Genomic DNA, 24860 nt, shown 5'->3' with positions numbered 1-24860 from the left:
CTTAACAAATTACTCCGTTGAAGGAATGGCGAGAAAACGCACGGCGCGGGCGATATCGCGGGTACGCGGCGCAGGCGGCAGGCTGGCGAGAAAGGTAGCGCCGTACGGACGCATCACCAGACGGTTGTCGCAAATCACCAGCACGCCGCGGTCGTCGCCGTCGCGGATCAGCCGCCCCACGCCCTGTTTGAGGGTAATCACCGCATCGGGCAACTGCACTTCGTCAAATGGATCACCGCCGCGTAACCGGCAGTCTTCCATTCGCGCCTTCAGCAGCGGATCGTCCGGCGAGGTAAACGGCAGCTTGTCGATAATCACCAGCGAAAGCGTGTCGCCGCGCACGTCCACCCCCTCCCAGAAGCTGCTGGTCGCCACCAGCAGCGCGTTACCGGCGCTGACAAACTGCTGCAACAGCTGGCTCTTACTGGTTTCGCCCTGCAACAGCACCGGCAGCGTCATGGTGGCGCGAAACTGCTCCGCCAGCTCGCGCATCATCGCATGCGAGGTACAGAGCATAAAACAGCGCCCGTTATTGGCTTCGATGATCGGTCTTAACATTGCCGCCAGCTGGCGCGCGGCTCCCGGCTGGTTGGTCTGCGGCAGGTTGCGCGGCACGCACAGCAGCGCCTGACGGCTGTAATCAAACGGGCTTGGCAGCAGCATCGACTCCGCCTGCTCGATACCCAGCCGCGCCGTGAAATGGCGCAGATCGTCATTTACCGACAGCGTGGCGGAGGTAAAAATCCAGCTCCCCGGCTTCTGCGCCATCACCTCTTTGAACTTATCCGCCACGGTCAGCGGAGTCAGCGCGAGGGTAAAGTTGCGCGAGGTGCACTCGTACCAGTAGCTGTACCCCGGCTGATTGATCTCTTTCAGCCGCTTCAGGCGCGCGCGATACAGCGTGGCGCGTTCAAAGGCGGCGTCGAGCAGCGCCGAGCGGCCAAGCGACAGCTTCGCCACGTCGTAGCAGAGTTCCAGGGTATCATCGAGCAACAGAAAGGCGCGCTGCACCCGCTGGTCAGCCAGCAGTTCGCGCAAATTGCCGCGGTAGCCCGGTTCGCCCAGCTGCAGACGAAAGTCCTGCGCGCTTTGCGCCAGCCGGTCGGCGCATTTCTGTAACTGCTGGGTATCTCTCAGCTCGGTGCGATACGCGATGGTGATATCTTTCGCCAGATCCATCAGCTGTCGGCTGGAGAGCGACTGGCCGAAATACTGGCTGGCGATATCCGGAAGCTGATGGGCTTCATCGAAAATCATCACCTCCGCCTGCGGGATCAGCTCGCCAAAGCCATTCTCTTTCACCACCATGTCGGCCAGAAACAGATGATGGTTGACCACCACCACGTCGGCATCCATCGCCTTTTTGCGCGCCTTCACCACAAAGCAGTCTTTATACAGCGGGCAGTCGCTGCCGAGGCAGTTATCGTTGGTGCTGGTGACCAGCGGCCAGGCCTGGGAATCTTCAGCCACGCTGACGCAGGTGCTGATATCGCCATCCTCGGTCTGATTCGACCAGGAGCGCAGCAGGATCACATCGCTTAAGGTCTGCACCGGCAGGTCGCCGCCCGCCAGCGCCTGCTGCTCAAGGCGTTCCAGGCAGAGATAGTTCGAACGGCCCTTCAGCAGCGCCAGCTTACCACTGTAGTTCAGCGCCTTCGCCACCGTAGGCAGGTCGCGGCTGTAGAGCTGATCCTGGAGCGCCTTCGAGCCCGTCGAGATAATGACTTTTTTGTCGGCGCGCAGCGCGGGCGCGAGATAGGCATAAGTTTTGCCCGTTCCCGTTCCGGCTTCAACCACCAGAGGTTGCGATTTTTTAATCGCCTGGGTGACGGCGATGGCCATCTGCCGCTGTGGTTCACGCGGTTTAAAACCCGGTATCGCTTTAGCCAGTTGACCGTCTGGTGAAAAATCGTCCGTCACACTACCCCCTGTTAATTTGAACAGGGATTATGTCAGGCCAGCGACGCTTACGCCAGTTGAAGAGATGACGGCGGGCCGACATTGTGGCAGTCTTGCCACTTCAGGTAGTTCGTTAAAAAGGAAAAATTTATGACTATTATTCGTGTCGATGCGGAAGATCGTTGGTCCGATGTGGTGATCCATAATAATACGCTGTACTACACCGGCGTACCGGAAAATCTCGACGCCGATGCGTTTGAACAGACCGCCAACACGCTGGCGCAAATTGACGCCGCGCTGGCGAAACAGGGCAGCAACAAATCGCGCATTCTTGACGCCACTATCTTCCTCGCCGATAAAGGCGATTTCGCGGCGATGAATAAAGCGTGGGACGCCTGGGTGGTAGCCGGACACGCGCCGGTACGCTGTACGGTGCAGGCCGGATTAATGAATCCGAAATATAAGGTTGAGATTAAGATTATCGCCGCGCTCTGAGTCGGCGCTACTCATCTTCATCGTCAAAACGCGCCACAATCCGTTCGCCGGTATGGGTGGCGCGCAGTTCTTCCGCCACCAGCGCAATGGCCTGTCCACTGCTCATGCCCTGCGACATCAGTTGCTGAATACGCTCGACCGCTTTCTGTTGCTGTTCATGGCTGAGAGAAGGTAAACCTGCAAACATCGTAAACTCCTGCTAAATTGTCTGCGCTAATTATTTCATGCTACCCGGCACATAGCCAGTACAGTCAGGATCAATGAAGACGTTATCTCCCGCTACTCTTACGCTCCCCTGGCGTGCGGACGCCGCTGACTTTTATTTTGCGCCGTTGAGCGCGCAGCCGTGGGCGATGCTGCTGCATTCCGGCCACGCGGATCATCCGCACAACCGCTTCGACATTGTGGTCGCCGACCCGCTCACAACGCTGACCACTCACGGCGAAGTGACGTGCATCGTGGATGCTAACGGCTGCCAGCGCAGCCACGACGATCCGCTGGCGCTACTGCAAACGGCGCTGACGTCCTTATCTGTCCAGCCGCCGTACAGCGCCGATCTGCCGTTTCAGGGCGGCGCGCTGGGCTTGTTCGGTTACGATCTCGGTCGTCGCTTTGAAACGCTACCCGCCGCCGCGCAGCAGGATATCACCGTTGCCGACATGGCGGTCGGCATTTATGACTGGGCGCTGATCGTCGACCACCAGCGACAGCGCGTGACCCTGCTCAGCCACGCTGACGTCCGGGCGCGATTCGACTGGCTGCAAAGCCAACGGCCACCGGAGCGCGCGCCGTTCCGGCTGACTTCCGGCTGGCGGTCGAATATGAGCCGTGAGCAGTACGGTGAGAAATTCCGCCGGGTACAGGATTATCTGCACAGCGGCGACTGTTATCAGGTGAATCTGGCGCAGCGTTTTCAGGCGACTTACCAGGGCGACGAATGGCTGGCCTTCGAACGGCTGAATCAGGCCAACCGCGCGCCGTTCAGCGCTTTTTTACGCCTTGAGGAAGGCGCGATACTGAGCCTGTCGCCGGAGCGGTTTATCCGGGTTGACCACGGCGAGATCCAGACCCGACCGATTAAAGGCACGCTGCCGCGCCTGCCGGACCCGCAGGCCGATCGCCGACAGGCGGAGAAACTGGCGCGCTCAACCAAAGATCGCGCTGAAAATCTGATGATTGTCGATCTGATGCGCAACGACGTGGGCCGCGTGGCGGTGCCGGGATCGGTACGGGTGCCGGAGCTGTTCATCGTCGAGCCTTTCCCGGCAGTGCATCATCTGGTCAGCACCATTACCGCGCGCCTTCCCGAAACGCGCCATGCCAGCGACCTGCTTCGCGCCGCGTTTCCAGGGGGGTCCATTACCGGCGCGCCGAAGGTCCGCGCAATGGAGATTATTGATGAACTGGAGCCGCAGCGGCGCAACGCATGGTGCGGCAGCATTGGCTACCTGAGCCTGTGCGGCAATATGGATACCAGCATTACCATCCGCACGCTTACGGCGGTGAACGGGCAGATTTACTGTTCCGCCGGTGGCGGCATCGTCGCGGACAGTGAAGAACAGGCCGAATATCAGGAAACTTTTGATAAAGTAAACCGTATCCTGCAACAACTGGAGAGCTAAAACGTGGATATCACTAGTCTGACGCTGGATGATTTTTTATCACGCTTCCAGCTTTTGCGCCCGCAGATCAATCGCGCGTCGCTCAACCAGCGCCAGGCCGCCGTGCTTATTCCCGTCGTTCGCCGCCCGGAACCCGGCCTGCTGCTGACGCAGCGTTCGGTACATCTGCGCAAACATGCCGGACAGGTGGCCTTTCCCGGCGGCGCGGTAGACAGCACCGATGCGTCGCTTATCGCTGCCGCGCTGCGCGAGGCGCAGGAAGAGGTGGCCATTCCGCCGGATGTCGTCGAGGTGATCGGCGTTCTGCCGCCGGTCGACAGCGTTACCGGATTCCAGGTGACGCCGGTGGTCGGCGTTATCCCGCCCAACCTGCCATATCGCGCCAGTGAAGACGAAGTGTCCGCGGTATTTGAAATGCCGCTGGCGCAGGCGCTGCATTTAGGACGCTACCATCCGTTAGACGTTTACCGCCGCGGCGATTCCCACCGCGTGTGGCTGTCGTGGTATGAGCATTATTTCGTCTGGGGGATGACCGCGGGGATCATTCGCGAACTGGCGTTGCAGATAGGCATGAAGCCGTAACGTTTTGCCGGATGGCGGCTACGCCTTATCCGGCCTACGGTCCTGCTTCTTTTGTAGGCCCGGTAAGCGTCAACGTCACCGGGCGCGTTGCCGGATGGCGGCTACGCCTTATCCGGCCTACAGACCTGCTTCTTTTGTAGGCCCGGTAAGCATCAGCGACACCGGGCGCGTTGCCGGATGGCGGCTACGCCTTATCCGGCCTACAGACCTGCTTCTTTTGTAGGCCCGGTAAGCGTCAGCACCGCCGGGCGCGTTGCCGGATGGCGGCTACGCCTTATCCGGCCTACGGTCCTGCTTCTTTTGTAGGCCCGGTAAGCGTCAGCGCCACCGGGCACGTTTCCGGATGGCGGCTGCGCCGCCGGGATATCTGGCCTGTAAACGGCGTCAAGCTATACTTATCTTTACGCGCATAAAATATAACCTGAAACCCCCGTCACAACATTAGTAAAAACGCGGTTACCCATTAGTTTAATTCATGTGAATAGTTAAGCCGTACTCCGCGTTCCCTCTTACACTATGCGCAGTTATAACATCGTTACTGGAAACCTCCGGTAACCCTGTGAGGAGTCATATCGTGATTAGTCTATTCGACATGTTTAAGGTGGGGATTGGTCCCTCATCTTCCCATACCGTAGGGCCTATGAAGGCGGGTAAACAGTTCGTCGATGACCTGGTCGAAAAAGGATTACTGGATAGCGTTACCCGTGTCGCCGTTGACGTGTATGGCTCACTGTCGCTGACGGGTAAAGGTCACCACACCGATATCGCCATTATTATGGGTCTGGCGGGCAACGAACCTGCCACCGTGGATATAGACAGCATCCCCGGCTTTATCCGCGATGTGCAAACGCGCGGTCGCCTGCTGCTGGCCCAGGGGAGCCATGAAGTCGATTTTCCGTCCAGCGACGGTATGCGTTTTCACAACGGCAACCTGCCGCTGCATGAAAACGGGATGCAGATCCATGCGTACAGCGGCGATACCGCCGTTTACAGCAAAACCTATTACTCCATCGGCGGCGGCTTTATCGTTGATGAAGAACATTTCGGCCAGGATGCGGCCAGTGACGTCAGCGTGCCCTATCCGTTTAAATCCGCAACCGAGCTGTTGGGCTTTTGCAGCAGCACCGGTCTGTCACTTTCCGGCCTCGCCATGCAGAACGAACTGGCGCTGCACAGCAAAAAAGAGGTCGAAGAGTATTTCGGTCACGTCTGGCAGACCATGCAGGCCTGTATCGATCGCGGAATGAATACCGAAGGCGTATTGCCGGGGCCGCTGCGCGTGCCGCGTCGCGCCTCCGCGCTGCGCCGGATGCTGGTTTCCAGCGACAAGCTGTCCAGCGATCCGATGAACGTAATTGACTGGGTGAATATGTTTGCCCTGGCGGTAAACGAAGAGAACGCCGCCGGCGGACGGGTGGTAACGGCGCCGACCAACGGCGCGTGCGGCATCGTGCCTGCGGTGCTGGCCTACTACGATCACTTTATTGAATCCGTCAGCCCGGACATTTACACCCGCTACTTCCTGGCGGCCGGTGCGATTGGCGCGCTGTATAAGATGAACGCGTCAATTTCGGGCGCGGAAGTGGGCTGTCAGGGTGAAGTCGGCGTGGCCTGTTCGATGGCCGCCGCCGGGCTTGCAGAGCTGCTGGGCGCCAGCCCGGAGCAGGTGTGCGTTGCTGCGGAAATCGGCATGGAGCATAACCTGGGGCTGACCTGCGACCCGGTCGCCGGTCAGGTTCAGGTACCGTGTATCGAGCGTAACGCCATTGCCTCGGTTAAAGCGATTAACGCCGCGCGCATGGCGATGCGCCGCACCAGCGCGCCGCGCGTCTCGCTGGATAAAGTCATCGAAACGATGTACGAAACCGGTAAGGACATGAACGCCAAGTATCGCGAAACCTCCCGCGGTGGCCTGGCGATTAAAGTACAGTGTGATTAATTCCATCGCTCTGTTCCGTTAGCTATTTTCGCCCGTCTGTGACGGATGGGCGAAATTATTTATCCTGCCTCGTCGCTACGCATTTTCCCCACTACACTTGCTCTGTTACGGTCGGCTTTTGTGGCTGACGGTTCTCGGGTGGCCTGCATGCAGACAGCACAACGGATCATAAAAAAATATCGCCGCCGGCGCTTTATCCTCTGTACGCTGTGCGCGCTGATTACGCTCGTCGTGACCCTCAGCGTCCGATTTATTTCGGAGCGCAATTTAAATCATCAGCGCACCGCGACGTTCGCTTCCCATGCGGTGGCGTCGCTTGAGGCGATATTGCACCCGCTGCAGCAGGGGCGCGATGCGCTGCTGCCCTTGATTGGCCTTCCCTGCGCAATGGCGCATCTGCCGTTGCGTAAACAGGCCGCCCGGCTGCAGACGGTGCGCTCCATCGCGCTTGTCCAGGACGGCGTGCTGTACTGTTCCAGCATTTTCGGCTATCGCGATGTCCCGATACGCCAGCTGCTGCCCGATCTTCCTGTTGCAGACGCGCGGCTGCTGCTTGCCACCGATCCGGTACTGTTAAAAGGCACTCCGATCCTGGTCCAGTGGTATCCCTCCTCGCCTGACGGTAAAGACGGTCTGCTGGAAGTGGTAAATATCGACCTGTTGATAACGCTGCTGCTGGAGCCACGCAGACCGCAAATCACCAGCGCCAGTCTGACGGTCGGCAGTCGCCATTTGCTTTACGGTCAGGGCGTCGTCGATACCCTGCCTGCGGCGCAAGGCGATGAGCGGTATCAGCTCCCTTCGCAACACTTTCCCTTCAGCATCAGCGTCAGCGGTCCCGGCGCGGAGGAGCTGGCGTTCAGAACCTTGCCCTCCCAGCTACCGCTGGCCCTGATGCTGAGCCTGCTGGTGGGCTATCTCGCCTGGCTGGCGACGGCAAACCGGGTGAGCTTTTCATGGGAAATTAACCTCGCCATCGCCCAGCGGGAATTCGAACTGTTTTGTCAGCCGCTGCTCGACGCGCGAACGCAGCAGTGTACCGGCGTCGAGATCCTCCTGCGCTGGAATAACCCCCGTCAGGGCTGGATCTCGCCTGACGTCTTTATCCCCATCGCCGAAGAGCACCACCTTATTGCGCCGCTGACCCGCTATGTTCTGGCGGAAACCCTGCGACAGCGGCATTTTTTCCCGCTGAGCAGCCAGTTTCATATCGGCATTAACGTCGCCGCCAGCCATTTCCGCCGGGGCGAACTGCTGCACGACCTCCGCCAATACTGGTTCAGCGCACAGCCTGTTCAGCAGCTGGTGATTGAACTGACCGAACGCGATGCCCTGCGCGACGTCGATTATCACATTGTGCGTGAGATGCAAAACCAGCATATCAGGCTGGCGATCGATGATTTCGGAACGGGTAACAGCTCGCTGTCGTGGCTGGAAAAGCTGCGTCCGGACGTGCTGAAAATTGATAAATCCTTTACCAATGCGATTGGCACCGACGCGGTCAACTCAACGGTAACCGACATTATTATCGCGCTGGGGCAGCGTCTGAATATTGAGCTGGTGGCGGAAGGGGTGGAAACCCCGGCGCAGGCGCACTATTTGCGTCAGCACGGGGTGAGTTTATTGCAGGGATATTTGTATGCGAAACCCATGCCGCTGCGTGATTTTCCGCAGTGGCTGGCGGGCAGTCAGCCGCCAACCGCAAGGCATAACGGACAAGTCGCGCCCGCTATGCCTGTGCGTTAGAGAGATTACTCTTCTTCGTCGTGGGCAGGCTGCTCTTTAACAATTCGCACCAGATCCACCCGGTAGTCGTTGGCTTCAACGATAGTGATGCTGAGCGGGGCAACCTCAATCGCTTCGCCGACGTGCGGGATGTGCCCTTTCGCGGCAATCACCAGACCTGCGACCGTCGCAATGTCTTCGTCATCATCGACCAGGTTATCAACCGCCAGCGCCTGCTGCAACGCGTGCAGATCGGTGCCGCCTTTCACTAACCAGCCGTCGCCGTCCGGGGTAATTTCCGGCGTTTCGTCGGCGTCCGGGAACTCGCCGGCAATCGCTTCAAGGACATCCAGCGGCGTGACCAGCCCCTGCACCACGCCAAACTCGTTGGTGACGATGACAAAGCTGCCGCGAGCACGGCGCAGAACGCCCAGCAGGTTAATCGGATCCAGCGTTTCCGGAACCACAATGGCCGGAGAAGCCGAGGCAATCGCCGCGACGTCAACGCCCTCTTCCAGCGCCACCAGCAGCTCCTTCGCCCGTACGATACCGATCACTTCATCCAGTTCGCCACGGCACACCGGGAACAGGCTGTGCGGCGAGGAGAGCAGCTGCGCGCGGATTTCGTCCACGCTCAGGTTGGCATCCACCCAGCTGATTTCGCCACGCGGGGTCATAATGCCGCGCAGCGAGCGCTGGGCCAGCGTCAGCACGCCGTTAATCATGTAGCGCTCTTCTTCAGCGAACGCGCCTTCCGGCACTGGCACCGTTGCCAGGCTGTCTGATTCGTGCTGAACCGCCGCCTGACGTTTGCCGCCCATCAGACGCAGAATGGCGTCAGCGGTACGGGCACGCAGCGGCAGCGTCGACTGTTGGCGGATAAAGTTGCGACGCGCAATCTGGTTAAACAGTTCGATAACGATCGAGAAACCAATCGCCGCATACAGATAGCCTTTCGGTATATGAAAGCCAAAGCCTTCCGCAACGAGGCTTAAACCGATCATCAGCAGGAAGCTCAGACAGAGCACCACCACCGTCGGATGCTGGTTCACAAAACGCGTCAGCGGTTTCGACGCCAGCAGCATCACCGCCATTGCAATCACCACCGCCGCCATCATGACCGGCAGATCGTTCACCATCCCGACGGCGGTAATGACCGCGTCAAGAGAGAAGACGGCGTCGAGTACGACGATCTGCATGACCACGACCCAGAAGCTGGCATAGCCTTTGCCATGCCCGGCATCGTGCTGGCGGTTTTCGAGCCGTTCATGCAGTTCGGTAGTGGCCTTGAACAGCAGGAATAGTCCCCCCAGCAGCATAATCAGGTCGCGGCCGGAAAAAGTGAAATCCATCACTGAAAACAGCGGTTTGGTCAGGGTGACCATCCATGAGATCACGGACAGCAGCGCCAGACGCATAATCAGCGCCAGCGATAAACCAATCAGACGCGCTTTGTCGCGCTGCTTTGGCGGCAGCTTATCCGCCAGAATGGCGATAAAGACCAGGTTATCGATACCCAGAACAATTTCAAGGACGACAAGCGTAAGCAAACCCGCCCAGATGGAGGGGTCCATTAAAAATTCCATGACAAGCTCCTGCTTAAGGAATGGTTAACAGGCGATACAGCAATATGCAGACGAAAGGCGTGACATGAAATGCCAGAGTGGCAGGCGCGTTGAGGCCTGAAAGTGAAATGACATCGGTGACGATCCATACAGCGGGCTGTTGCCCTATACTCCTGATAAGTTAAACAGAAGGTAAACATAACAGAGGAACTGCATTTTTGGCAAAGATTTACCTTCCTTTGCAAACAATTGTAACTGGCATATTTCACGCTCCGAATTTTCTTATCAGGGAAAGCTAAATTACGGATCTTCATCACATAAAATATTTTTTTCGATATCTAAAATAATTCACGAAATTCATCGCTTTTTCATTGTAACCCTTATCTGAATCGATTCGATTGCGGACGACGATTCAAATACATCTCGTTAAATGATGTGTTAACGATAATAAAGGAGGTAGCAAGTGACCATTGCTATTGTGATAGGCACACATGGTTGGGCTGCAGAGCAGTTACTTAAAACGGCAGAGATGTTGTTAGGCGAGCAGGAGAACGTCGGCTGGATCGATTTCGTACCCGGCGAAAACGCCGAAACGCTGATCGAAAAGTACAACGCTCAGTTAGCAAAACTCGATACCAGTAAAGGCGTGCTGTTCCTCGTCGATACCTGGGGCGGCAGCCCGTTTAACGCTGCCAGCCGTATTGTTGTCGACAAAGAGCATTATGAAGTTATCGCTGGCGTCAATATCCCGATGCTGGTGGAAACCTTCATGGCGCGCGACGACAACCCGGAGTTTGACGAACTGGTGCAGCTTGCCGTCGAAACCGGTCGCGAAGGCGTGAAAGCGCTGAAGGCCAAACCGGTCGAAACCGCGGCGCCAGCCCCTGTTGCCGCCGCGCCCAAAGCCGCCGCCCCGGCAAAACCGATGGGTCCGAACGATTACATGGTGATCGGCCTCGCGCGCATCGATGACCGTTTAATCCACGGCCAGGTGGCGACCCGCTGGACCAAAGAAACTAACGTCACCCGCATTATCGTCGTCAGCGATGAAGTTGCCGCCGATACCGTGCGTAAAACGCTGTTAACTCAGGTCGCGCCGCCCGGCGTCACGGCTCACGTGGTTGACGTCGCCAAGATGATCCGCGTGTACAACAACCCGAAATACGCCGGCGAGCGGGTAATGCTGCTGTTCACTAACCCGACCGACGTCGAGCGTATTGTCGAAGGCGGCGTAAAGATCACCTCCGTAAACATTGGCGGGATGGCTTTCCGTCAGGGCAAAACTCAGGTGAACAACGCCATCTCCGTCGATGCGAAAGATATTGAAGCCTTCAATAAACTCAACGCGCGCGGTATTGAGCTTGAAGCGCGGAAGGTTTCAACCGATCCGAAACTGAAAATGATGGATTTGATCGCCAAAGTGGGCAAGTAACCACCGGCATTTAATTAGCTTTCACACTTAAGTCTGTATAGCAATAGGAGAAGTACAATGGAGATTACCACTCTTCAGATTGTGCTGGTGTTCATCGTCGCATGTATCGCAGGTATGGAGTCGGTACTTGATGAATTTCAGTTCCACCGCCCACTGGTGGCCTGTACGCTGATTGGCGCCGTACTCGGGGATATGAAAACCGGTATTATCATCGGTGGTACCCTGGAAATGATCGCCCTGGGCTGGATGAACATTGGCGCCGCCGTCGCACCCGATGCCGCGCTGGCATCCATTATCTCTACCGTTCTGGTTATCGCCGGGCATCAGAGCATCGGCGCCGGTATCGCCCTGGCGATTCCACTGGCCGCTGCGGGCCAGGTTCTGACCATTATCGTTCGTACCATCACCGTCGCCTTCCAGCACGCGGCGGATAAGGCGGCGGAAAACGGCAACCTGACGGCGCTCTCCTGGCTGCACGTCTCTTCCCTGTTCCTGCAGGCGATGCGTATCGCGATTCCGGCAGTTATCGTCGCCATCTCCGTTGGCACCAGCGAAGTTCAGAGCATGCTGAACGCGATTCCGGAAGTGGTAACGGGCGGCCTGAACATCGCCGGCGGCATGATCGTCGTGGTCGGTTACGCGATGGTCATCAACATGATGCGCGCAGGCTATCTGATGCCGTTCTTCTACCTCGGCTTCGTCACGGCGGCGTTTACTAACTTCAACCTGGTCGCTCTGGGTGTGATTGGCGCGGTTATGGCCATCCTCTACATTCAGCTGAGCCCGAAATACAACCGTGTGGCAGGTGCGCCAGCGCAGGCTGCGGGTAACAACGATCTCGATAACGAACTGGACTAACAGGTGACCGAAATGGTTGATATGACTAAAACTACCACTGAGAAAAAACTCACTCAGAGTGATATTCGTGGCGTGTTCATTCGTTCTAACCTGTTTCAGGGTTCATGGAACTTCGAACGTATGCAGGCGCTGGGTTTCTGCTTCTCCATGGTGCCGGCGATCCGCCGTCTCTATCCGGAGAATAACGATGCGCGTAAGCAGGCGATTAAACGTCACCTGGAATTCTTCAACACCCATCCCTACGTTGCAGCGCCGGTTCTCGGCGTTACCCTGGCGATGGAAGAACAGCGCGCTAATGGCGCAGAGATCGATGATGGTGCGATTAATGGTATCAAAGTCGGTCTGATGGGCCCGCTGGCAGGCGTTGGCGATCCGATTTTCTGGGGGACCGTGCGTCCGGTATTCGCCGCGCTGGGCGCCGGGATCGCCATGAGCGGTAGCCTGCTCGGTCCGCTGCTGTTCTTTATCCTGTTTAACCTGGTGCGTCTGGCGACCCGTTATTACGGCGTGGCTTATGGCTATCGCAAAGGCGTCGATATCGTTAAAGATATGGGCGGCGGCTTCCTGCAAAAACTGACTGAGGGGGCGTCCATCCTCGGCCTGTTTGTGATGGGGGCGTTGGTGAACAAGTGGACGCACGTCAATATCCCGCTGGTGGTTTCGACTATCACCGGCCAGGACGGACAGACGCGCGTCACCACCGTACAGACCATTCTCGACCAGCTGATGCCGGGTCTGGTGCCGCTGCTGTTGACCTTTGCCTGTATGTGGCTGCTGCGTAAGAAAGTTAACCCGCTGTGGATCATCGTTGGCTTCTTCGTCATCGGTATCGCGGGCTACGCCGTCGGCCTGCTGGGCCAGTAAGACTGTTGTACACAACCGGGGCCTGTACGGCCCCGTTTTTTATGTTTCAGGAGGAGAGATGTCGATCACGGACCTGGTGCTGGTTCTTTTTATTGCCGCGTTACTGGCGTACGCCATCTACGATCAGTTCATCATGCCCCGCCGCAACGGCCCGACGCTTCTTGCCATCCCCCTGCTGCGCCGCAGCCGCGTGGACAGCGTTATTTTTATCGGCTTAATCGCCATTCTTATCTACAACAACGTGACCAGCCAGGGCGCGTTAATCACTACCTGGTTATTATCGGCGCTGGCGCTGATGGGCTTTTATATTTTCTGGATCCGCACACCGAAAATCATCTTTAAACAACGAGGATTTTTCTTCGCCAATGTGTGGATAGAATATAACCGTATTAAAGAGATGAATTTATCGGAAGATGGCGTTCTGGTGATGCAATTAGAACAACGCCGTCTGCTGATTCGTGTGCGAAATATCGACGATCTCGAAAAAATATATAAACTTCTCATTTCCTCTCAATGAGTTAACCAGATAGCCTGCGCACTGTTTTTTTGCTATCAGCGTAATATCAAACATAGCAAGGGCTATATTGTTGCGACAAAAATGTTATTTATTTTAACGTTTTATTAAAAGTTAAAATTAAATGAAAATCATTTTCAATTAGGCGACAATAATATTTTCTCCACAGTTGTTTTATATTCTCAAAATATGTTAAGGTTGCGCCGTCATTTGGGGAGTAGCCGATTTCCGGACTGCGGAAATGTACGTGTCAACATACTCGTTGCAAAACGTGGCGCGTACGGACTAACAATCAGGTTAGTCAGGCGAGACCATAGGCACATCAACTGCTATGCAGGCTGCTGAAAATTTATTGCGGCCAGCATGTTTACTGGGGGCAGTGGTGTGTTTTATGGAAACCCCGGTCAGGACGCTGTCATGAATATCACCGCCACAATCATTCTCGCTTTCGGCATGTCGATGGATGCTTTCGCCGTTTCAATCGGCAAAGGCGCCGCGCTGCATAAACCCAAATTTTCTGAAGCCCTGCGCACCGGCCTCATCTTTGGCTCCGTCGAAACCCTGACGCCGTTGATCGGCTGGGGGCTGGGGATGCTGGCAAGTCAGGTGGTGCTGGAGTGGAACCACTGGATCGCCTTCGTGCTGCTGGTATTCTTAGGGGCGCGCATGATGATCGAAGGTTTCCGCGGCGCTGACGATGTCGATGAAGAACCGCCACGCCGCCACGGTTTCTGGCTGCTGGTCACTACGGCGATCGCCACCAGCCTTGATGCCATGGCTGTTGGTATCGGCCTGGCCTTCCTGCAGGTGAATATTATCGCCACCGCGCTGGCTATCGGTTGCGCGACGCTGATTATGTCGACGCTGGGCATGATGATTGGCCGCTTTATCGGCCCGCTGCTTGGCAAGCGGGCTGAAATTCTCGGCGGCCTTGTACTGCTCGCTCTTGGCGTCCAGATCCTCTGGGCGCACTTTTACGGTTAATCGGCGCGCTGCCAGATATGCAGATGAAAATCCGTCTGGCAGTCAAACCTCTCCCGCTCCGCCAGTTGCTCCCATACCTGCGGTTTCGCTCGCCACGCGAATGGCGTCATCTGTAATAAAGCGACCGCTTCCGCACCGCTCAGGCGCATGGGATAGGCAATGGAAAGCTGCTCTTGCAGGGTGAAGCCTTCCAGCTGTTCGTTACCCGTCGCATGAAGCCGCACCTCATCATAAATCAGCCCTTTCAGCTCCAGTAAATGACGCGGCCCAGGGGTTGCGGTAATGACCACCCCGCCGGGTTTTATTACCCGCGCCAGCTCTGCCGCCTTGCAGGGGGCGTAGATTCGTACAACCGCGTCCTGACTGGCATCGGCAAACGGCAATCGATGGCTGGAGGCCACGCAGAACGTTACCTGCGGATAGCGTTTTGCCGCAGCTTTTATCGCCACCCTTGCCACATCAAGGCCAAAGGTGGTCGCTGCGGGCAGCGCGTCGGCGAACGCGTGGGTGTAGTACCCTTCCCCACAGCCAATATCGAGTAGTGAGGATGCCGACGCGCCCGGATGCGCGGTAAGCTTGTCCACGATGGCGTCACGCAGCGGCTGATAGTGTCCGGCATCGAGAAAGGCGCGCCGCGCCTGCATCATCTCCGCGCTGTCGCCCGGATCGCGCGAACGTTTATGCTGCACCGGCAGCAGATTAACGTATCCCTCTTTCGCCACATCAAACTGATGCCGCTGTGGGCAAATTAAGCTGTTATCCACCCGGGCAAGGGGCTGGTGGCAAAGCGGACAGGCAAACGACATAACGACTCCGGCAAACAACGAAAGGCCGCAAGTGTAGCGCGATTTACGCCACGGGAGAATCTTTCACAGCGTGTGCGCAAACGCTTTATGGCTGTCCATGACCAGCAGATGGCTGGAGTCAGGGGGCATTCCATCGGGTTTGACATTTTCCAGCCGCAGCACATCCCCCATAATCTGACTGAACACCGGAGCTGATACTGCGCCGCCGTAGTATGAACCGTTTTGCGGATTGTTAATCACCACCACCAGCGCAAACTGCGGATTGCTGGCCGGCGCGACGCCTGCGGTATAAGCCACATATTTATCCACGTATTTTCCGTCGTCGCCAATCTTCTTGGCAGTGCCGGTTTTCACCGCCACGCGATAGCCCCGCACCGCCGCTTTCGTCCCGCCGCCGCCCGGCAGCGCCACGCTTTCCATCATATGTTCCACCTGGCGGACTAGCGCTTCCGGCATCACCCGTTTCCCGATCACCGGCGGATCGATGCGGGTAATAGAGAGGGGGCGATAGATACCAAAGCTGCCAATGGTGGCGTACACGTGCGCCAGCTGCAGCGGCGTGACCATCAGACCGTAGCCAAAAGCAAACGTGGCGCGATCCAGATCGCTCCAGTAGCGGCGCTGCGGCATCAGTCCCCGGCTTTCACCGGTGAGCCCCAGCCCGGTCGGCTGGCCGAAGCCAAAGTTCTTATAAGTGTCAATAAGCCGCTGGACGGGCATTGCCAGCGACAGATGCGAGACGCCGGTGTCGCTCGATTTTTGTAATATGCCGGTCAGGGTCAGCTCGGGGTAAAAACCGACGTCGCGAATACGGTGTCCGTCAAGGATAAAGGGATGGGTGTCAATGACGCTGTCCGGCTGCACAATGCCTTGCTGCAGCGCAGTCATAATCACCAGCGGCTTCACCGTGGAACCAGGCTCAAAAGTATCGCTGATAGCGCGATTGCGAAAATCATCCAGCACCGCGCCGTCACGGTTGTTGGGATTAAAGTCAGGATAGTTCGCCATCGCCAGCACCTCCCCCGTGGCAATACTCACCAGTATTGCGGCTCCCGATTCTGCCTTATTCCAGGTGACGGCATTATCCAGCGCATCTTCCGTGACGGTTTGCAGCCGCTCGTCAATGCTGAGCTGTAAATTGTGCGCCGGCACCGGACTGACTTCGGTAATGTTTTCAATAACGTGACCAAATTTATCTTTCCGTACCAGACGCGACCCCGGCTTGCCCATCAGCTGCGCATTAAAGCTTTTCTCGATGCCTTCGATGCCCTGCCCGTCAATATTGGTGAAGCCGATCAGATTGGCGGCGACATGGCCTGCCGGATAAAAGCGACGCGACTCTTCGCGCAGGTTAATACCGGGAAGATTGAGTTGGTCGATCCACTGCGCCTGCTGCGGTGAAACCTGCCGCGCCAGATAAAGAAAGCGACCCGTTGGCGCATGGTTAACGCGTTCCGCCAGCGTACTGAGCGATAAATGCAGCGTATCAGCCAGCGCCTGCCAGCGTGCGTCATAGCCGACGCCGCCTTTACTCAGCAAGGTTTTCGGATCGGCCCAGACGGCATCCACCGGCACGCTGACGGCCAGCGGATGCCCTTCCCTGTCGACGATCATCCCGCGTGGCGACGCGGTGGTCACCTCACGCAGTGAGCGCATGTCCTGCTGCCTGACCAGCTTATCGGGGGAAATCAGCTGCAGCCACGCCACCCGGCCCAGCAATAATCCAAGACTCAGCAATATCGCCACACAAAGCAGCGCAAAACGCACAGGGGTAAAACTCCTGGCCGCGCCGTCACTTTTCTTTTTCACCGTTACTCCCGCTTCGCTTTTCTGGTCAGGTGGATGATTTAACGGGAAGTTCCGCCGGAAAGCGGTGAGAACAATGCTAATAACGGTGTGGCTTTGCAACAAATCACTAACGGAGGAAGGTTTTGTAATATTTTGAAGGAATCTGAATTAAAAAGCCCCGCATCTGCGAGGCTTTAAATCTGAGATTGCTGCGCCTGAGCGCATCAAATGAGAGGTGTCGATCAGATAGCGGTTACGTTAACAGCAGCCGGGCCTTTCTGGCCGTCCTGAATTTCGAACTCAACGTTCTGGCCTTCAGCCAGGGTTTTGAAGCCGTTACCCTGGATTGCAGAGAAGTGTACAAACACGTCTTTGCTGCCGTCTGCAGGAGTGATAAAGCCAAAACCTTTAGACTCGTTGAACCACTTAACTTGACCTTTAATCTTTGCCATTTGCAAAATTCCTTAGAATGTTTTCTTCGCCCGCAGGCATAACTTAGATAAAACTGAGACATTACTGCTTGAGGCACTAATATAAGGTTCGGCAGAGAAGCGGTATTCAACGACAACGTGTTTACTCAGGACTTCTTTACTGAAAATGCCACACATAAACAGAACTGTACCTCGTTTAACCCAAAACGTGTTATCACATACAACGTTAATTATGGCAAGCCATTTTTAAACGTGTCTCGATCCGTCGCACAAATCTCGCAAGTCGATAACAAGCGACTGCACAGTTATGCGTCAACATTGATACCGAATGAGTCTCGCGGCGTTTCGGCAACTACGCCGGAACGGTTGCGCAACAAGGACTTCATAACCATAGACCAGGATTTTCAGAACCGCCAGCTTCTCCCGGCTACCTTTTGTCCGCCTGCGTCGTTTGCACAAATTTTGCTTTGTTATGCATAAATTGTCTTAACGCAAAAAAGGGATAGTTGCATATTCAACATACATTTTATCCCGTCGCGATTACCCTCAATCTTATGCACTAATTTAATGAAGGAATGATGACAATGCACAAAAAAAGGGAGAGAAACGTTTCGCTAAAAATAAAACAATGACGCTTACAATAAAAACGAAGATCGTTTTATTTACCCGTCGGGAAATATAATTTCACGGCCCGGGCCGTTAACGCTTTCATTGTTCGATGAAATTATCTCATGCGCGAAGCGGGAAGGACATGCACTGATTATGTGCATCATGTCGGAACAGGAAGGAGCGACCCGCAAGACGCGGCGTCGCTCACTTCCCGCTGAAGGGCTTAACGCTCTGCGACCAGACGGATGATGTCATCATCCGTTTTGCCGCCGTTTGCCGTCGCGGGCGCCTCAGCCGGTTTCGCCGGCTCATTCGCCTCACACAGACGGCGCAGCAACGCGTTTTGCCTTTTCTGCTGTTCGAGCAATGCTTCAAGCAACTCAATCTGCTCGTTGGCGCGCGAACTGGCGCGGTTAACAAAGAACCACAGCGCCAGCCCCACAACAAGTACCACCATTGATACTATCAAAGACGCAAAATTCAGTATGCCAGCATTTACAACTTCGTTCATTTCACCACCTCAAAGTAGACGGCGCATTCTACCACTGCTACAGAGGAAGGAAATCAACGGATGCCGAAATGGCATCACCAGGGGATAAATTTATTGATGGCGCAAATTCCGCTGAAAAATTGTACATCCTGATCGCACATAAGGTTGACCACCTGAGCCCACAGCAGCAGACATACAGGTACAACAACCATGACCAGAATTATCCATCGAAACTTTTTCACTCCGCTCTCCGCATCAACCTCTTAGGCTGCCAGCTTACCATTCCTATCTTAAACCGGGGCTAACTGTAGCGAGATTGTATCTTTTTAGGAATCATTCACTTGTTTCAAGAAATGTAAACGCTAAGCTCAGCGTAGCAGAGAAGAAAAAGAGGTTGTAATGCGTATAATTATTCGCGCCGTCGTGGTGCTTGCGCTGGTCTGGATTGGGTTATTGCTGAGCGGTTATGGCATACTGATTGGCAGCATGGTGAATGCGGCAGGGCTTGGACTTCAGTGCAAATACCTCACCGCCCGCGGGACTGCGACCGCACAATATGTCCATTCTGATAGCGGAATCATCGGCCTGACGGACTGCCCGTTACTGCGTAAAAGCACGGTTGTCGTCGATAAGGGCTAAGCGCCAGGATATTGAGCATAAAAAAACCAGCCTGCAATCGGGCTGGTTTTTTACAATCTGGCGTCGATCAGAACGGATAATCGTTATAACCCATCTGCTCAGAAATCTTACGCGCTGCAGTATGCAGCATGGCGACATATTCGTGCAGACGCTCTTCAGAAAAACGCAGCGTCGGGAACGAGATACTCAGACCCGCGATCACCACGCCGAAACGGTCGAATACCGGCACGCCGATACAGCGCAGACCTTCTTCCTGTTCTTCGTTATCTTCGCCGTACCCCTGCTCGCGCACTTTATCAAGCAGCGGCAGCAGCTCTTCCGTCGTAGTGATGGTGCGTCCGGTGCTGCGCTTATACTCAACGCCGTCCAGGATCTGTTTGACTTCATCCCGGTCACGCCAGGCCAGCAACACCTTACCAATGGCCGTGCTGTACAGCGGGTTGCGGCGACCGATGCGCGAGTACATGCGCAAATTATACATGGAATCAATTTTATGGATGTAGACAATGCTGTCCTCGTCCAGCGCCCCGAGGTGAACCGTTTCTTTGGTCAGGCGAGAAAGCTCGCGCATCTGGATATCCGCGCTACGGATAAGATCGACATTTTGCAACGCGCGTGCGCCCAGTTCAAACAGCTTCAGGGTCAGGGAATATTTCTCTGACTCCCCTTCCTGCGCCACATAGCCCAGGGTTTTCATGGTCTGCAAAAAGCGATAAACGGTGCTTTTTGACATCATGACGCGCTGAGACAGTTCGGTAATCCCTATTTCACGCTCCTCTCCCAGAGCCTGCAAAATGCCAAAAACTTTTAGCACGGAAGATACAGAATCAGGCTGTTTATCCAGATCTGCGTTAGCCATCTATCACCTCATTACGAGTGTTTTATAAAATTCAGAACGAGTTTTTATTATAATTTCACGCTCCGGCGCCCGCAATCCATCTTTGCTTACTTCGTTACAAATCTGCGACATAACGCCTGAATATCAGTGCTAAAATCGTTACCTTGATCATATTCCTCACAAATAACATCACTTATATGAATATAACTCAGGCCGACGGCCTGCCGCTGCCCCAACGATACGGCGCAATTTTAACCATCGTCATCGGGATCTCAATGGCCGTGCTTGACGGCGCGATTGCCAACGTGGCGCTTCCCACCATCGCGACCGATTTGCAGGCCACCGCCGCCAGCTCGATCTGGGTGGTCAACGCCTATCAGATCGCCATTGTCGTCTCGCTGCTCTCCCTTTCGTTTCTCGGCGATATGTTTGGCTATCGCCGCATTTATAAGTGCGGCCTGGTAGTATTTGTCCTGGCCTCGCTTTGCTGCGCGCTGTCCGACTCGCTGCAAATGCTGACGATGGCCCGCGTGGCGCAGGGTTTCGGCGGCGCGGCGCTGATGAGCGTTAACACCGCGCTTATTCGCCTGATTTATCCGCAGCGCCATCTTGGCCGCGGTATGGGCATTAACTCTTTTATCGTCGCCGTCTCATCCGCCGCCGGACCAACGATTGCCGCTGCCATCCTCTCCATTTCATCCTGGAAATGGCTGTTCCTGATTAACGTCCCGCTGGGTATCATCGCCCTGCTGCTGGCAATACGTTTTTTACCCCCTAACGCTTCAAGGGGGAGCAAGCCACGCTTCGATCTGCCGAGCGCAGTGATGAACGCGCTGACGTTTGGCCTGTTGATCTCGGCGCTCAGCGGTTTTGCGCAGGGACAATCGCTGATCCTGATCGGCGCCGAACTGGCCGGACTGCTGGTGGTAGGCTTTTTCTTTATCCGCCGACAGCTTGCCTTACCGGTGCCACTATTGCCTGTCGACCTGCTGCGTATTCCGCTCTTTTCGCTGTCTATTTGTACCTCAATCTGCTCTTTCTGCGCGCAGATGCTGGCAATGGTATCTCTTCCCTTCTATCTGCAAACCGTCCTCGGACGCAGCGAGGTTGAAACCGGGCTGCTGTTGACCCCCTGGCCGCTGGCGACGATGGTGATGGCGCCGCTGGCCGGCTATCTGATTAAGCGCGTTCATGCCGGATTACTCGGCGCGCTGGGTATGGTGGTGATGGCTGGCGGCCTTTTTGCTCTCGTCATGCTGCCCGCCGCCCCAGCCGATCTGAATATCATCTGGCCGATGATCCTCTGCGGCGCGGGCTTTGGTCTGTTCCAGTCGCCCAACAACCACACCATCATTACTTCCGCCCCACGCGAACGCAGCGGCGGAGCGAGCGGTATGCTGGGCACCGCCCGGCTGTTGGGACAAAGTACGGGAGCGGCGCTGGTTGCCCTCATGCTCAACCATTTCGGCGATAGCGGCACCCACGTTTCTCTGCTGGCCGCCGCTATACTGGCGTCCGTTGCGGCGATAGTCAGCGGCTTACGGATTACGCAACCACGCGCGCAGGCGTAAAAAAAGCGCGTCCGTAGACGCGCTTTCAGAGTTACCGTTTTGCCGGATGGCGAAGCGAGCGTCTTATCCAGCCAGTGATAACCGTCGCTTACTTCAGATATTCCCCGCTGCGCAGCGCTTCAATACGTTTATCCAGCGGCGGGTGCGTCATAAACAGCTCGCTAATCGATTTACCTTTACCGTTGATGCAGAAAGCCATCATGTTGGAGGCTTCCTGCGGCTCGTAGCTGGTTTTCAGACGCTGCAGCGCGGCAATCATCTTTTCACGCCCCACCAGTTTCGCGGAGCCTGCATCGGCGTGGAATTCACGGTGACGCGAGAACCACATGGTAATAATGCTCGCCAGAATGCCGAAGACCAGTTCCAGCACCATCGCGACCGCAAAGTAAATCATCGGGTTGCCGTTGCTGCCTTCGCCTTCATCGCGGTTACCGCCCAGAAAACCGGCGGCAATCTGCGCCAGAATACGCGAAATAAAGATAACGAAGGTGTTCACAACGCCCTGAATCAGCGTCATGGTGACCATGTCGCCATTGGCGATATGGCTGATTTCGTGCGCGATTACGGCTTCTGCTTCATCCGGGCTCATATTCTGTAACAGCCCGGTGCTGACCGCGACCAGCGAGGCATCACGGCGCGCGCCGGTGGCAAACGCGTTAATGTCCGGCGCGTGATAGATAGCAACCTGCGGCATAGCGATACCGGCCTGACGCGCCTGCATGGCGACAGTATTCATCAGCCAGCGTTCTCTTTCGTTGCGCGGTTGCTCAATGACTTCACCACCGACGGAACGTAACGCCATCCATTTAGACATCAGCAGGGAGATGAAGGAGCCGCCAAAACCAAACAGCAGCGCCATGATCATCAGGCCCTGAACGCTGCTCGACTGGATCCCGGTCAGACTCAGCACCAGCCCGAACACGACCATCACCGCCAGGTTCGTCAGCAGGAAGAGCGCGATTCGCATCATAATTTTCTTTTAACCTCAACTTAACAAAACGCACTATGCGATTACCCACATCGTATGGGTAGTGTGGCTATTTTCAAGCATCAGCGGGCTGTAAGTCACCAGAAAGACACAACTTTACATTTTGTTGCGTCTGGCTGACGTGTTTATGCGCTTGTTAAAAAAACAGGCACAATTTCTTGTGCCTGTGCGGTTATTTTGTCGGAGCGGGCTGTTCCGCGGGCTTCTCTTTTTCGAGATGCGCCAGATCCAGCGCGATTTTCACCGTTTCATCAAGATACGGATCCGGCTCCTGATAATCTTTTGGCAGATCGTCGAGTTTGCTGAGCGGCGGTTTTCCTTCACGCTTAAAGCGATCGTTGATACGCGCCAGGCGCATCGCATCATCTTCGTTATTCTCTTTTTCACGCTGCGCGAAATTGAGCGAGACTATGTTGCGCTTGTCCTTCATCGCATTGAAGCGGGCAATATCCTTAAGGATATACTGGAACTCAGGATCGCTGGCAATACGCGCATTGTGCGCTTTCAGCAGTTCAGGACCGAACGGCCTGAGATCGTCCGATTTCACGTAGGTTGCCGCATCAATGCTATCCCACGGCAGCGCGTTGTCTTCGAACTTCTCACCGGTTTCCGTCTCTTCATTCCCGGTCGGCATGATGATATCCGGCGTAACCCCTTTACGCTGGGTACTGCCGCCGTTTACCCGGTAGAACTTCTGAATCGTGTACTGCACCGATCCCAGCGCAGGCCACTCCGGACGCAGCATCTGATCGTAAATACGGTTCAGAGAGCGGTATTGCTGTACCGTCCCTTTACCGAAAGTGGGTTCGCCCACAATCAGCGCCCGTCCGTAATCCTGCATTGCCGCCGCGAAGATTTCCGAAGCCGATGCGCTGAAGCGATCGACCAGCACCACCAGCGGACCTTTGTAGTAAACAACGCCGTCGGTATCGCTGTCTTCGCGCACTTTGCCGTTATTGTCGCGCACCTGAACGACCGGACCCGCAGGGATAAACAGGCCGGAAAGCGAAACCGCCTCGGTCAGCGCGCCGCCGCCGTTGGTGCGCAGATCGATAACGATGCTGCTGACGTTCTGTTTTTCCAGCTTCTGCAACTGGACTTTGACATCTTCCGTCAGACCGACATAGAAGCCCGGAATATCCAGCACGCCGACCTTCTCTTTACCCACCGTCTTCACGGACATTTTAACCGCCCGATCTTCAAGGCGAATGCGCTCGCGCGTCAGGGTAACGATACGGGTTTTGGTTCCCTTGCCGGCAGGCAGAATTTCCAGACGAACCTTGCTGCCTTTCGGCCCTTTAATCAGGGCGACAACGTCATCCAGGCGCCAGCCAATCACATCGACCATGCCCTTGCCCGCTTGCCCCACGCCGACAATGCGATCGCCAACGCTAATCGCCTTGCTTTTCGCCGCCGGGCCGCCCGCGACCATCGAATTAATGACCGTATAGTCTTCATCCATCTGTAATACCGCGCCGATACCTTCGAGAGAGAGGCTCATTTCGGTATTAAACTGCTCGGTATTGCGTGGCGAGAGGTAGTTGGTATGCGGATCGATTTCACGGGCAAACGCCGTCATCGCCAGAGAAAAGACGTCTTCGCTGTTGGTCTGCGTCAGGCGGCGAATGGCGGATTTATAGCGGCGCGTCAGCGTCTCGCGAATTTCTTTATCAGTTTTGCCGGTCAGCTTCAGGCTTAATTCGTCGAATTTTACCTTTCCGTCCCACAGCGCGTTCAGTTCGGCCTCATTTTTCGGCCAGGGCGCTTTGCTGCGGTCCAGATTAAAGTTGTCGTTGCCGGTAAAGTCCATCGGACGTTCCAGCACCTTCAGCGCATACTGGTAGCGCTCGAAACGGCGCTTCTGCGCCAGATTGTAGAGATCGTAAAAGACGTCAAGCTTTCCCGTGCGTAGCTCATCGCCGATGTCGCCTTTTTTCTTCGCGAACTGCGCCACATCTTCAGCCAGCAGAACGTTGTGGCTGTAGTCGAGCAAATTCAGGTAACGATCGAAAATTTTGGCGGAAAAGTCCGCATCGAGATCGAACTGACGGTAGTGCGAGCGCGTAAAACGCGACGTTATACGTTCGCTCACGGTCGCATGTTGCGTTTCTTCCTTAAGGAGCGGAATTTGATCGGCACGCGTAATGTCGTCTACAGCGAAGGTCTGGCCTGCTATCGCAAGCAGGCCAGCTAACGCGGTAAGCCTAAAAAATCTGTTCAT

General features: G+C 55.8%; 25 protein-coding genes. 12 read left to right on the top strand and 13 right to left on the bottom strand.

What is annotated here, in order from left to right; all coding sequences use genetic code 11:
- Window positions 1-9: 9 nt before the first annotated feature.
- Window positions 10-1920: a DNA repair helicase YoaA gene (locus tag K7R23_RS17220; RefSeq protein ID WP_012906083.1), complete on the bottom strand. Its 1911-nt coding sequence runs from the start codon at window positions 1918-1920 to the stop codon at window positions 10-12.
- A gap of 129 nt (window positions 1921-2049) precedes the next feature.
- On the opposite strand from K7R23_RS17220, the gene K7R23_RS17215 reads away from it, so the two are divergent.
- Entirely contained in the window at window positions 2050-2394 is a 345-nt protein-coding gene (locus K7R23_RS17215) for a RidA family protein (RefSeq protein ID WP_012906084.1), read from the top strand.
- A 7-nt stretch (window positions 2395-2401) separates the two neighbouring features.
- On the opposite strand, the gene K7R23_RS17210 is transcribed toward K7R23_RS17215, so the two are convergent.
- Window positions 2402-2581 (bottom strand): YoaH family protein, encoded by a 180-nt coding sequence (locus tag K7R23_RS17210; protein ID WP_012906085.1) that lies wholly within the window; start codon window positions 2579-2581, stop codon window positions 2402-2404.
- 73 nt (window positions 2582-2654) lie between these two features.
- Between K7R23_RS17210 and pabB the strand changes: the two genes are divergently transcribed.
- From pabB to K7R23_RS17190, 4 genes are all read left to right on the top strand, one after another.
- Complete coding sequence (pabB, locus tag K7R23_RS17205; protein ID WP_012906086.1) at window positions 2655-4016, top strand: aminodeoxychorismate synthase component 1; 1362 nt, start codon at window positions 2655-2657, stop codon at window positions 4014-4016.
- A 3-nt stretch (window positions 4017-4019) separates the two neighbouring features.
- Complete coding sequence (locus tag K7R23_RS17200) at window positions 4020-4598, top strand: CoA pyrophosphatase (RefSeq protein ID WP_012906087.1); 579 nt, start codon at window positions 4020-4022, stop codon at window positions 4596-4598.
- 574 nt (window positions 4599-5172) lie between these two features.
- Entirely contained in the window at window positions 5173-6537 is a 1365-nt protein-coding gene (gene sdaA / locus K7R23_RS17195) for an L-serine ammonia-lyase (RefSeq protein ID WP_012906088.1), read from the top strand.
- A 147-nt stretch (window positions 6538-6684) separates the two neighbouring features.
- Complete coding sequence (locus K7R23_RS17190) at window positions 6685-8283, top strand: EAL domain-containing protein (protein WP_012906089.1); 1599 nt, start codon at window positions 6685-6687, stop codon at window positions 8281-8283.
- 5 nt (window positions 8284-8288) lie between these two features.
- On the opposite strand, the gene yoaE is transcribed toward K7R23_RS17190, so the two are convergent.
- A complete protein-coding gene (gene yoaE, locus K7R23_RS17185; RefSeq protein ID WP_012906090.1) occupies window positions 8289-9848 on the bottom strand; it encodes a CNNM family cation transport protein YoaE in 1560 nt (519 codons plus the stop codon).
- Window positions 9836-9976, bottom strand: coding sequence for a protein YoaL (locus K7R23_RS25985; protein WP_420830984.1), 141 nt, complete (start codon window positions 9974-9976; stop codon window positions 9836-9838). The genes yoaE and K7R23_RS25985 overlap by 13 nt, the downstream gene beginning before the upstream one ends.
- 314 nt (window positions 9977-10290) lie before the next feature.
- On the opposite strand from K7R23_RS25985, the gene manX reads away from it, so the two are divergent.
- From manX to mntP, 5 genes are all read left to right on the top strand, one after another.
- The gene (gene manX / locus K7R23_RS17180; protein ID WP_012906091.1) at window positions 10291-11259 is read left to right on the top strand and encodes a PTS mannose transporter subunit IIAB; all 969 of its coding nucleotides are present in this window, start codon (window positions 10291-10293) and stop codon (window positions 11257-11259) included.
- Window positions 11260-11316: 57 nt separating this feature from the next.
- A complete protein-coding gene (gene manY, locus K7R23_RS17175; RefSeq protein WP_012906092.1) occupies window positions 11317-12117 on the top strand; it encodes a PTS mannose transporter subunit IIC in 801 nt (266 codons plus the stop codon).
- A gap of 12 nt (window positions 12118-12129) precedes the next feature.
- Complete coding sequence (locus K7R23_RS17170) at window positions 12130-12981, top strand: PTS mannose transporter subunit IID (RefSeq protein ID WP_024132703.1); 852 nt, start codon at window positions 12130-12132, stop codon at window positions 12979-12981.
- A 58-nt stretch (window positions 12982-13039) separates the two neighbouring features.
- Window positions 13040-13498 (top strand): DUF986 family protein, encoded by a 459-nt coding sequence (locus K7R23_RS17165; protein ID WP_012906094.1) that lies wholly within the window; start codon window positions 13040-13042, stop codon window positions 13496-13498.
- A 414-nt stretch (window positions 13499-13912) separates the two neighbouring features.
- A complete protein-coding gene (gene mntP / locus K7R23_RS17160; RefSeq protein WP_012906095.1) occupies window positions 13913-14479 on the top strand; it encodes a manganese efflux pump MntP in 567 nt (188 codons plus the stop codon).
- Here mntP and rlmA read toward each other — a convergent pair.
- The 6 genes from rlmA to mgrB all read right to left on the bottom strand — a co-directional run bounded on the left by rlmA (window position 14476) and on the right by mgrB (window position 18845).
- Window positions 14476-15285, bottom strand: coding sequence for a 23S rRNA (guanine(745)-N(1))-methyltransferase (rlmA, locus tag K7R23_RS17155; RefSeq protein WP_012906096.1), 810 nt, complete (start codon window positions 15283-15285; stop codon window positions 14476-14478). The genes mntP and rlmA overlap by 4 nt on opposite strands.
- A gap of 63 nt (window positions 15286-15348) precedes the next feature.
- Window positions 15349-17094: a peptidoglycan glycosyltransferase FtsI gene (gene ftsI / locus K7R23_RS17150; protein ID WP_012906097.1), complete on the bottom strand. Its 1746-nt coding sequence runs from the start codon at window positions 17092-17094 to the stop codon at window positions 15349-15351.
- 221 nt (window positions 17095-17315) lie between these two features.
- Window positions 17316-17525 carry a transcription antiterminator/RNA stability regulator CspE gene (cspE, locus tag K7R23_RS17145; protein ID WP_001062678.1) on the bottom strand — a complete coding sequence of 70 codons (210 nt, stop codon included), beginning with the start codon at window positions 17523-17525 and terminating at the stop codon, window positions 17316-17318.
- Window positions 17526-17537: 12 nt separating this feature from the next.
- Window positions 17538-17681: a DUF2627 domain-containing protein gene (locus tag K7R23_RS17140; RefSeq protein WP_042623298.1), complete on the bottom strand. Its 144-nt coding sequence runs from the start codon at window positions 17679-17681 to the stop codon at window positions 17538-17540.
- A gap of 655 nt (window positions 17682-18336) precedes the next feature.
- A complete protein-coding gene (locus K7R23_RS17135; RefSeq protein WP_012906100.1) occupies window positions 18337-18624 on the bottom strand; it encodes a YebO family protein in 288 nt (95 codons plus the stop codon).
- A gap of 74 nt (window positions 18625-18698) precedes the next feature.
- Window positions 18699-18845 carry a PhoP/PhoQ regulatory lipoprotein MgrB gene (gene mgrB, locus K7R23_RS17130; protein WP_012906101.1) on the bottom strand — a complete coding sequence of 49 codons (147 nt, stop codon included), beginning with the start codon at window positions 18843-18845 and terminating at the stop codon, window positions 18699-18701.
- 157 nt (window positions 18846-19002) lie between these two features.
- On the opposite strand from mgrB, the gene K7R23_RS17125 reads away from it, so the two are divergent.
- Window positions 19003-19242, top strand: a complete 240-nt coding sequence (locus K7R23_RS17125) for a YobH family protein (protein ID WP_012906102.1) — start codon at window positions 19003-19005, stop codon at window positions 19240-19242.
- A 67-nt stretch (window positions 19243-19309) separates the two neighbouring features.
- Here K7R23_RS17125 and kdgR read toward each other — a convergent pair whose 3' ends face one another.
- Window positions 19310-20101 carry a DNA-binding transcriptional regulator KdgR gene (gene kdgR, locus K7R23_RS17120; RefSeq protein ID WP_012906103.1) on the bottom strand — a complete coding sequence of 264 codons (792 nt, stop codon included), beginning with the start codon at window positions 20099-20101 and terminating at the stop codon, window positions 19310-19312.
- A 176-nt stretch (window positions 20102-20277) separates the two neighbouring features.
- Between kdgR and K7R23_RS17115 the strand changes: the two genes are divergently transcribed.
- The gene (locus K7R23_RS17115; RefSeq protein WP_012906104.1) at window positions 20278-21651 is read left to right on the top strand and encodes an MFS transporter; all 1374 of its coding nucleotides are present in this window, start codon (window positions 20278-20280) and stop codon (window positions 21649-21651) included.
- An 88-nt stretch (window positions 21652-21739) separates the two neighbouring features.
- Here the strand turns inward: K7R23_RS17115 and htpX are convergent, their stop codons facing one another.
- Both htpX and prc read right to left on the bottom strand, forming a co-directional pair.
- On the bottom strand, window positions 21740-22621 hold the full coding sequence (gene htpX / locus K7R23_RS17110) for a protease HtpX (RefSeq protein WP_012906105.1): 882 nt from the start codon (window positions 22619-22621) through the stop codon (window positions 21740-21742).
- A 190-nt stretch (window positions 22622-22811) separates the two neighbouring features.
- Entirely contained in the window at window positions 22812-24860 is a 2049-nt protein-coding gene (gene prc / locus K7R23_RS17105; protein ID WP_012906106.1) for a carboxy terminal-processing peptidase, read from the bottom strand.

This window comes from Citrobacter rodentium NBRC 105723 = DSM 16636, from assembly GCF_021278985.1.
Lineage (GTDB): Bacteria > Pseudomonadota > Gammaproteobacteria > Enterobacterales > Enterobacteriaceae > Citrobacter_A > Citrobacter_A rodentium.
Note: the sequence above shows the minus strand (reverse complement) of the source record. Positions and strands in the feature narration are given on the sequence as shown.

Bases quoted from the DNA above. Each gene is read 5' to 3' on its own strand.
- K7R23_RS17215 (WP_012906084.1), top strand. From the start codon at position 2,050: ATGACTATTATTCGTGTCGATGCGGAAGATCGTTGGTCCGATGTGGTG.
- K7R23_RS17210 (WP_012906085.1), bottom strand. From the start codon at position 2,581: ATGTTTGCAGGTTTACCTTCTCTCAGCCATGAACAGCAACAGAAAGCG.
- pabB (WP_012906086.1), top strand. From the start codon at position 2,655: ATGAAGACGTTATCTCCCGCTACTCTTACGCTCCCCTGGCGTGCGGAC.
- K7R23_RS17190 (WP_012906089.1), top strand. From the start codon at position 6,685: ATGCAGACAGCACAACGGATCATAAAAAAATATCGCCGCCGGCGCTTT.
- yoaE (WP_012906090.1), bottom strand. From the start codon at position 9,848: ATGGAATTTTTAATGGACCCCTCCATCTGGGCGGGTTTGCTTACGCTT.
- K7R23_RS25985 (WP_420830984.1), bottom strand. From the start codon at position 9,976: ATGGATCGTCACCGATGTCATTTCACTTTCAGGCCTCAACGCGCCTGC.
- manY (WP_012906092.1), top strand. From the start codon at position 11,317: ATGGAGATTACCACTCTTCAGATTGTGCTGGTGTTCATCGTCGCATGT.
- K7R23_RS17170 (WP_024132703.1), top strand. From the start codon at position 12,130: ATGGTTGATATGACTAAAACTACCACTGAGAAAAAACTCACTCAGAGT.
- K7R23_RS17165 (WP_012906094.1), top strand. From the start codon at position 13,040: ATGTCGATCACGGACCTGGTGCTGGTTCTTTTTATTGCCGCGTTACTG.
- mntP (WP_012906095.1), top strand. From the start codon at position 13,913: ATGAATATCACCGCCACAATCATTCTCGCTTTCGGCATGTCGATGGAT.
- rlmA (WP_012906096.1), bottom strand. From the start codon at position 15,285: ATGTCGTTTGCCTGTCCGCTTTGCCACCAGCCCCTTGCCCGGGTGGAT.
- cspE (WP_001062678.1), bottom strand. From the start codon at position 17,525: ATGGCAAAGATTAAAGGTCAAGTTAAGTGGTTCAACGAGTCTAAAGGT.
- K7R23_RS17140 (WP_042623298.1), bottom strand. From the start codon at position 17,681: ATGTGTGGCATTTTCAGTAAAGAAGTCCTGAGTAAACACGTTGTCGTT.
- K7R23_RS17135 (WP_012906100.1), bottom strand. From the start codon at position 18,624: ATGAACGAAGTTGTAAATGCTGGCATACTGAATTTTGCGTCTTTGATA.
- K7R23_RS17125 (WP_012906102.1), top strand. From the start codon at position 19,003: ATGCGTATAATTATTCGCGCCGTCGTGGTGCTTGCGCTGGTCTGGATT.
- kdgR (WP_012906103.1), bottom strand. From the start codon at position 20,101: ATGGCTAACGCAGATCTGGATAAACAGCCTGATTCTGTATCTTCCGTG.
- K7R23_RS17115 (WP_012906104.1), top strand. From the start codon at position 20,278: ATGAATATAACTCAGGCCGACGGCCTGCCGCTGCCCCAACGATACGGC.
- htpX (WP_012906105.1), bottom strand. From the start codon at position 22,621: ATGATGCGAATCGCGCTCTTCCTGCTGACGAACCTGGCGGTGATGGTC.
- prc (WP_012906106.1), bottom strand. From the start codon at position 24,860: ATGAACAGATTTTTTAGGCTTACCGCGTTAGCTGGCCTGCTTGCGATA.